This is a genomic window from Pseudomonas alliivorans (assembly GCF_017826695.1).
Taxonomy (GTDB): domain Bacteria; phylum Pseudomonadota; class Gammaproteobacteria; order Pseudomonadales; family Pseudomonadaceae; genus Aquipseudomonas; species Aquipseudomonas alliivorans.
The window spans coordinates 1-8,393 of sequence record NZ_JAFFZW010000019.1; the positions used below are offsets into that span (position 1 = coordinate 1).

Consider the following 8,393-nt stretch of genomic DNA (forward strand, 5'->3'; position numbering starts at 1 on the left):
TTCGGTCTTGAGTTCGGGCAGGGCGACGGACACGGTGTACAACCCGGTGCGCGGGTCAACGCCGCCGCTGATGAAACTCATGAAGTTAAAGGCATTGGAATGCAGGGAGGTAGACGTTGTCATGAGGTGAGCCTCAAGCAAAGGTGTAGCCCGTCAATGCCGGACCACACCAAAGATGTGATGATTCAGATAACGCTCAGCAGCAACTTATTTCGGCTGTCGACGACTTCCATGGGGGCAAAAGCCAGAGACAGGTGATGGCGATTGCCATTCTTGTCCAGGAGTTTGATGAGCAACGGTGCCTCCAGCGACATCGCTGCAGCCGTGCCCACATAGCGCACGCTACTGCTGCGAAACAGACTGACCAGCAACTGTCCGACACCGACCTGCTCGGGAGCCTGAATAGGGACAGCAGGTGTCTGGCCGGGCATGAGATCAGGCAACCGTTTGTCATAGAGCATGGCAGACTCGTCAAATTGGCCATCTTCGTCATGGAAGATGTACCCGGTATAACTGAACATGGTTTCGTTCTTGCGCCGACTTTCCCACTGAACCGTCGACTGATTGCCCTCAAACTCGCAGCGCACGAAGCGAACGGGTTTGCCATCCCTGCCAACGTATTCCAGATACCAATAGTCCGTAGTATCGAGGTAATAATCGTAATCCGCCTGCTGCGGCGGATTGTTGCCACCGCCCGCAACACGCTTGGGTGAGAACGTATAATTAGTTCTTTCGAATTGCGGAGCCGTCACAGGAACGGGTTCAATGACACGGGGCGCCGTCTGGCTCTGTTCATTGGAATTGTGCTCGCCAAAAAACGCATCAATAAAGCGCGCATGAAAGATCTCAGGATCACCGGCACGGGTGTGCAGATAAACCCGCCGCCGGGTGATGCCACCGCTGACGTCGAAATGTTTTTCCTTCATCGCCGGCAAGGAAGCGCCATAGCGGTTGAAGCGGTTCTCCTTGTTGCTGACGGCCCAACGATAAATCGCGTCTTCTGCGATCCCCTCTTCGGTTTGCGACAGATAATTCAACGCCTGACCGCTGTCGCGATGGACGATGGTAAGGCTGCTCATTTCTTCTTCTGTGATGGGATAGCTCACTCCATCGACCGGTTTGGTCTCGACCTCGACATCGACGGCGATCTGTTGGTAACCATTGCTCAAGGCTCTTACCTGATCTGCCGGGATGGTCAGCTGGAAGTTTTGCAATTGGGTCCAGGACTGCGCCTGCACGAAATCACTGAGCTGGATAACGCTGTAGCCACTGAACAAAGCATTGCCGTCATGAACGAATTCACAGCGCACCACGCTCGTCGGCGAACCCAGTTGCGCCGGTGCCGTAAACAGCCCGTCGGGGCTCACGGTACCGTCGCCACTGACAACGCTCCAGCGCAGACTCTCAGGCGGGTATTCTGAAGAAGCAACCAACTGGACGGTGCCCGAATGCCCCAGCCCGGCCAGGTGTGACGGCGAGACTTCCAGGACTGGGTTGCTGGCCATCAACAGTATTGTCGCTTCCGCTTTTAGGCCGGTGCGCAGGTTCTGCACCTCGATGCGCTGCACGAAAATGCTCTGCGAATCAGGCAACGTGGCAGGTGGCGTGTAGGTCGCCTGATTGCCAGCGGAGACCAGACTTCCCTGTTGCGGATCAAGCAAGCGCCAGGCGAGTTCCCCTTCACCCAGGCTTACAGCAAACAGCTGCGTAGCACGCGGGGTGCCGCTCAGGTAATGAGCGCTTACCTGCGGCGCTACGGTAATTGCTTCCACGACGACGGCCACAAGGGCGCTCGCCCTACGCTCATTGCCGCTCGATGGATCTCTGTAAGTGGCAGTGACAACGTTGCGAACAGTCTGCCTGCCCAGTTGTTGAGGCAACCCGCTTTGGTACAGGCCAGTGCTCGAAATACTGCCCGCAGCGCTCAACATGTTGATGCTGCGTACGCTCCATTGCACATCGGCTGCCTTGATCGTTTTGCCGACCTGACGCACATTAAACTGTTGCAGGGTGCCGGCGTGCATGACCTGGAACAGAGGCTCCAGGGTAATGCTGGTCAGTGTCGGATCGATATTGCCGAAAACAATCAGGTCTTTCGGGGTATGCCGAGAACTTTCAGCAAAGATGTGTTCCCCAGGAAACAGCAGACTGCCAAGTAGATCAAGGCGCTCCGATTCCACGTGCTGAGCCATGTCATGGGACACCACCAGCGCAGCCGAGTACAGATCGTTGCCCTCCCCGTCCTTGTCATCAGGAATGAAATAAGGAAAACCACTGCCTTCTCCCGGAAAATATCCTGGCGAGGGCTTGCCCCTGAGGGCAATGAAAATCAGCACACCGCCGTCACCGTAATTGGACGCCTTGGTATGTTTCGCACCCGGCGCAGCCTGAGTCCGGATATGAAACGTGGTCGGACTCAACGGGTTGTAGCCCTGAAGCTGCAGCGTACCGAGTTCAAAGACACGTTTATGACGTGGCAACGCTTTCAGAAAACCCTCAAAGGCTTCACCTATCCGGTTCCGCGCATTGAGTTGCTCACCCAGATTGCAACTGAAATCCAGGCCATTATTGAAGTCCAGCGTCACGCGCCCACGCGCATCGACCTCGCCAACGACGAGATGAAGCTGGACCCCCATCTCCAGAATGTAACCTTGCGGTTCGGACAGTGTGAAGCTCGACAGCAGTCTTGTAGGGCTGCCAGCCGGACTTGAGAACACTCTTACGACACCGGACATGATGCCCAGCTTCAACGTCGCACGGGAATTGTCCAGCGAGGCCGTTTCGAACGAGAGCAGCGGTTTGCTCAAAATGACCGAATCCAGCTCCATCCATTCGGTCTGGTCATCCGTCAGGTCAATACGCTCAATGCTGAATGAAGGCAGGAAACTGAACTCATCGAATCCGGCCACGAACTGTTGCTCCAGCAGACGGTTGAGTCTGGCTCGACCAAACATGCAGATTGCACCCCAGTCCTGCGTGGTTTCACGGTCCCGCATGTAGTCGAGTAACTGGTCTTTCGAATTGCTAACGGCCAACGGTTCGACCGTTTCAATCTCAGACTGCCGCAGATTCAACCGCGCGGTATTGCTGGACGGGTATTCAAACAGCGGCAGCGGCAGCAGGATATAACCGCGCAGGGTCATGACACCGGGGATTACATAAGAGGCGAGCAACAATGCAAACCGTTGCTCCAACGGCTCGGGCTGGGTAAAGATGCCATTGACGACCGTGCCGGATCCGGCCAGTGTTTCCCAGCTGATAAGGTCGTCCGCCAGAAATTGTTCTGCCTTACAACGCAGTTTGACCTGATTGGGCGGCAGCGTGACCGAGGTATCGAGCGAGATACTCAACGTCATGTTACCAAGCAGCGCCATGATCCAGGCCGAGCGACTTTTACCCGTCAGTTCGTTCTTCACAACTATTTCATCGACGATATAGAGCTTGTCTGAGGCAGCATCGGGCGCGGTATAGACGTATTTGCCGTTCTCACCCATCTCCAGCTTTCCACCATTGCCGGGGCTACGCAGCGACCAGGTCAGAGCGCCCGTACCGTGAGTGCCTGCCGATAACGTACGCGAGTGGGTCGCGCTGCAGGTCTGGATTATAGGGTTGACCGTTACATCGCTGGCGACTACAGATACCAGCGCCGAGCTTGAGGATGTACCGCTCGTGGCCTTGATCCTGACCCGGATATAGGCTCCTTGAATACTGGCAGGTGCCGTGTAAAGGCCACTGGAGCTGATAGTGCCGGGGTTCTTAGCTTCGTCAAGAAGACTCTCAACCGTCCAGTTCAGACCTGACTGCCCGGCGGGATAAGTGGAAAATTGCTGAGTACCACCAACGTTAACCACAGGCTTTATAGGATCGACTCTGAAACGCGTCTGATCAGGCCCCAACTGGCCAAAAATTGCCATATCGCCAGGCAATGCAAAATCTTTGATAGCAACCCTGGCATCACTGAACAATAACGAGTCCAGCACAAACGTGTCGATCGGTGGCAGAATAGAAAGGAGGCGTTGAACAAAGTTGCGTAGTACGATCCGCTTGTCGTCGTCGAAATAGCCTCCGCATACGTTATAGTACTCGGCCGCGCGTGCATCCACTGGAAATTTTGTATTGATACTCGATTCGAATGTCACTTCTGAGCTCTCGATCTCGCCCGGTTCAATGACGTGGGTCAGACTATTCAGGCGGTAGCTTCTTCTGAAAACAGCATCGATCTTTATATTGAGCGAAGCAGAGTGACCAGGACTGATAGGCGCAGGGTCGTGGGCATAAATAGTGGTAGCCCATTGCTCCGGGTTGTCCCTCACGAAAGAGATTTCCAACGCACTGTTTTTGACCGAGAAGTGCACATCTTCTCCTCTCCGGCCCGTACTCCAAACGAAAGGTGTTAGTATCTCGGCGGACCAGCCATTACTAAAATAGAACCAAAAGTCGGAATCGTTAAATCCACCCGCCCCAGGTTTCATCTCCCAGAACTTTGACGACATCTCATCGTAATTCCATTGATCAACCCCAATAAAACCGCGCTCTTCCATCTCTCTGGCCTGAGTCTGCAAAAAAAACTTATTACCCAGCACGATTGTTGCACTGTAATCTGCGTCTGCATCGTCGGGGATCAGGTACCTGAAATTTTCGTTGGGATTACCACCACTTTCCGCCCCATGCATGGCAACGAAAATCACTACAGCACCGTCGCCGTAATTTTCAGCACTGCGCGACTTGGCGCCCGGTGCAGCCTGAGTTCGAATCTTGAAACTGGTTGGATTAATTGTACTGTCGGGCGTTTTTACGATTTCATTGAGCACCATAATCCTTTTTTCATCCGGCAGGCTTTCAAATAAAGTTTGAAAGAAATAACCGCCCAGCGCCTGTTCCTCCTGGTGATCGGAATAGGTCAATTTAAAATCGCTGCTTTTACTCAAATCCAGCACCACCTGACCCGCGCTCGTAACGGTGCCAGGTACATTGATCAGCTCCAGCTTCAAGGTGAGTGTTGGACCATTCAAAGGGTCGACCACTTCAACCCTTGTCGCCTTCAACCCACCCACTACCTCCTCGAAGGTGACCTGGGTGCCACCGACCACTTGCATGGTCAAGCGAGCGTCGGGTTTCTCCTGCTCTATATTGGCGATGTCAAATGACAACAAAGGCGCATCCATTACATAGTCGGTAATGTATTGCCCCTGAATGGTACTGCCGCTGATATAGCCTTGCGCGGGAGGTAGATAAGTGTCATTGCTGAAGCGATTGATATATTCCTGCTGCAATACCGTATTGGTATCGGTCCGATTGAACGCCAGAATCGCCCCCCAACCGAGTGTGCGGGGTTGTTCGCGCATCCACGCGATGAGTTGCTCTTTTGAATTGCCGGCCATGGCTTGTTCCTCTTCATGAGTGTGTGCTTCTGGGCGGGTTCAGACCACACTGCGGTCTGAAGCCATGCGTTGATGTGGAGGTCCTCCTTGATCGCTACCCGTCAGGTAGCCATCGTGAGTTCAACGCTGGGAAAATCGGTATACGAATATCCTTCATCGAAACTGACCCGGACCTTGAGACTCAGGCGAGTCCCTTCGCCAAGACTTTCAAGGTAAGCCCGCGACAGGCTGCCTGTTACCTTGCCGTCGTCAAGATGTGCGGAGGTGACGGGTTCATCCTCCAGCACAACAAGGCTGGCCGAACTCTCGACCCGGATCGTGACCAACTGGTGCTCTGCCATGAACATCCAGCGGTTCAGGGTAATGTCTGCTCCGGTGGCTGGAACACAGCTCAGGCGCAGTGTTCCCGCATCTGCACAGGCACACTGGACAGTACTCAATTGCGCAACCGGCAGCGGAACAATGCGCAGGTCGAAGGGTTGCGAGGTCGCCAGGGGTTCTTCCGGACGGGCAACCGTGTAAATGACGTTCACCCGTTTGCCCATGTTTGCCGGAACCGCCGAAGCCGGTACGGAGAACTGAAAGGGGTTATCTGGATCGGCTTCAGTGGCTGTCCAGCAACCTGTTTCGCCAAATCCTTGCCAGTGCACCTCGACAACGTCGTCGGCATTCAGCCCGGCCTCTTCTGGAATCAGGACTTGCGCCCCGGCCCGAAGCAAGAAGGCGTCAATGTAGCCTTGGCCGGGCACCGTTCTGCGCGACTCGGGCTGGGCACCAACAACGCTCGGCGCTGCGGGCCGCCAGGCTGCCTTTACTTGCAATGCAAGGGGAGCCGAAGAACCTGCAGCGCCTGGGCGGGCATACTGCCACGTAAAGGTGACGGTTTCGTTGAGTTGTTGCTGCAGCCAGGACGGCTCAAGAGTGAATGTTATTTCGCCTGTATCGACAGTGCGCTGGTCAACCCGCCATGCCAATATCCGGGTATCGCTCCCCGGCGGTCCGGAGGCGTACAACAGAACGTCATCACCGATCTGCATGTTGCTATACGCCGCGACTTTTAGCGGGATCCCCTCCGGAAACGCCTCGGGATCAAGGCTGGAACCGGTGTGTCCTTCAATAGCGACTCCGGGTAGATACGTGGAATCGGGAGCAGCGATATTGAATGTCTGGACGGGTGAGTCTTCTTCGCCTGCCTGGCTGTCAACGTGCTCGATGCTATAGCTCACCCGGGCCGAGCCTCCGGCAATGAATGCCACATAGCCCAGATCCAGTGACCAGCTAAGAACATCCCCGACAACCGTCACTGTCTGAGTACTTCTCCAGGCTTCATCCTCAAAGCCATCGTCGAACATCCCTTGCCAGGTGAGAGTCACTTTATCGTTACACAGCATGCCTTCATAAGGTGGTACGGCAAGCGTGAACACATCGATAGATGGATCCGGCTCGGGATCTACCTTGAGCGCATGGGATTCTTTAACGTGCACGACCGGCAATGAAGTATTCATGGTGACCCGCCTATTGACTGGATCTGGATAAGGATTCTAATGCCCGGCGTATATAAGGATCACAACGCAGACTTGCCTCCACCCGACGCTGCTTTTATAAAACGACCCGCCTGATCCGGGTACCTCGCAACGTTGCTAGGTGGCGTGTACCTGCGAAGCGCCTAACGTTAAAACAAATGCCACGGCACCGACATCCCCCCTTTGTTTAACTGATCAGCGAGATGACCATGGATAAATTAAAGCGTTTCTGCGCGGGCAGCCTGGCGGCCTTATTCCTGCTAACCGGTTGTGCACGCGGCATTCAAGCACGTGAAATCACACCGCAAGATAATGGCTATATCAACCTTTACTTTGCTGATCAAAGTCCGCAGTGCGAGCTCTCATTTGGCGGCTGGTACGAGTTCGTCGAGTCGCCAAGAGGCGATAGCGATTACTGTAAACATTTAAGAAACGGTGGATACTTCCAGCTTAACAACGTGCATTCCGCCTCAACCATCTGGCTTGTTAACGGCAGACCCAAAACAGGACAAATTTCCAGTTCACCCAAGCACTGCACCAGTCGACCCGCATCAACACTTGTCTTTAACTGGTGGAAGTTAACCACCATAAAAGAACCTACCTCCATGGTCGAAAAAGTCCGAATCGAAGACCTGAAAACAAAAAAAATAGGCGATATAGTCGTCCCAGGCGTCCGACTGACTGAAAAATATGATAGCGGTAACAGGCCAGCTTACCCCAATGATATAAACTGCGTCATCCTGGAGGTTTCCCCATGAACTTATCATGTTCAATCGCTTATCGAATGAGCCAAAAATACTGCAACTTTCCGGACCGCTCATGCCGCCCAAAAACGCTGTTACGGGGTTTAATGCTGATAATGGGGCTCACGCTTGGTGCCACAGGTTGCATCCAGACCCAGCCTTCAGATAGTCCTTCTAACAAGAACGCAGCCCCCAGACTGTCCCTGGAGGGTGCGGGCGGTGCCGATCACTGCTCTCTGGACTTCAAGACCGGAAAATATGACTTCAAAGGTAACAACCACTGCACAAATGACCGGGCCGTCGCTATCGAATTCGAGCATGCGCCCTCAGCGTCCAATGTCCTGCTGTTCGATGACTACACCTGTGACCGTAATGACGATGGCAACTATTTCTGGATTTATCTGCGCATTATAAAAGAAGACCTCACCGTGGCCCCGATCCCGCTGGAGGAAATAATGGCAACGCCACCAGGCTCGGTAGTCCGGCCAGGTGTCAGGGTGATGGCCCACTACAAGTACCAGAGTGAAACACCCAACAAGCGTACTTCCTGTGTCCAGATCCAGGTCGATGCACCAGAGTTTTGACCCGGCCTTTATCCGACTCCATGCGATCATTCCGAGGCTCACCTCATGGCCACCTCCCTGCATTCCAATGCCTTTAACTTCATGAGTTCCATCAGCGGCGGCGTTGACCCGCGCACCGGGTTGTACACCGTGTCCGTCGCCCTGCCCGAACTCAAGACCGAG

At 54.3% G+C, this 8,393-nt stretch carries 4 protein-coding genes; 2 read left to right on the forward strand and 2 right to left on the reverse strand.

What is annotated here, in order from left to right; translation table 11 throughout:
* Nucleotides 1–185: 185 nt before the first annotated feature.
* Entirely contained in the window at nt 186–5,381 is a 5,196-nt protein-coding gene (locus tag JTJ32_RS26200) for a hypothetical protein (RefSeq protein ID WP_210043806.1), read from the reverse strand.
* 101 nt (nt 5,382–5,482) lie between these two features.
* Nucleotides 5,483–6,886, reverse strand: coding sequence for a hypothetical protein (locus JTJ32_RS26205; RefSeq protein ID WP_210043807.1), 1,404 nt, complete (start codon nt 6,884–6,886; stop codon nt 5,483–5,485).
* Nucleotides 6,887–7,113: 227 nt separating this feature from the next.
* Here JTJ32_RS26205 and JTJ32_RS26210 point away from each other — a divergent pair, with 227 nt between their 5' ends.
* Nucleotides 7,114–7,662, forward strand: a complete 549-nt coding sequence (locus JTJ32_RS26210; RefSeq protein WP_210043809.1) for a hypothetical protein — start codon at nt 7,114–7,116, stop codon at nt 7,660–7,662.
* The gene (locus JTJ32_RS26215) at nt 7,659–8,231 is read left to right on the forward strand and encodes a hypothetical protein (RefSeq protein ID WP_210043810.1); all 573 of its coding nucleotides are present in this window, start codon (nt 7,659–7,661) and stop codon (nt 8,229–8,231) included. Before JTJ32_RS26210 ends, JTJ32_RS26215 begins: the two co-directional genes overlap by 4 nt.
* Nucleotides 8,232–8,393 lie beyond the last annotated feature (162 nt).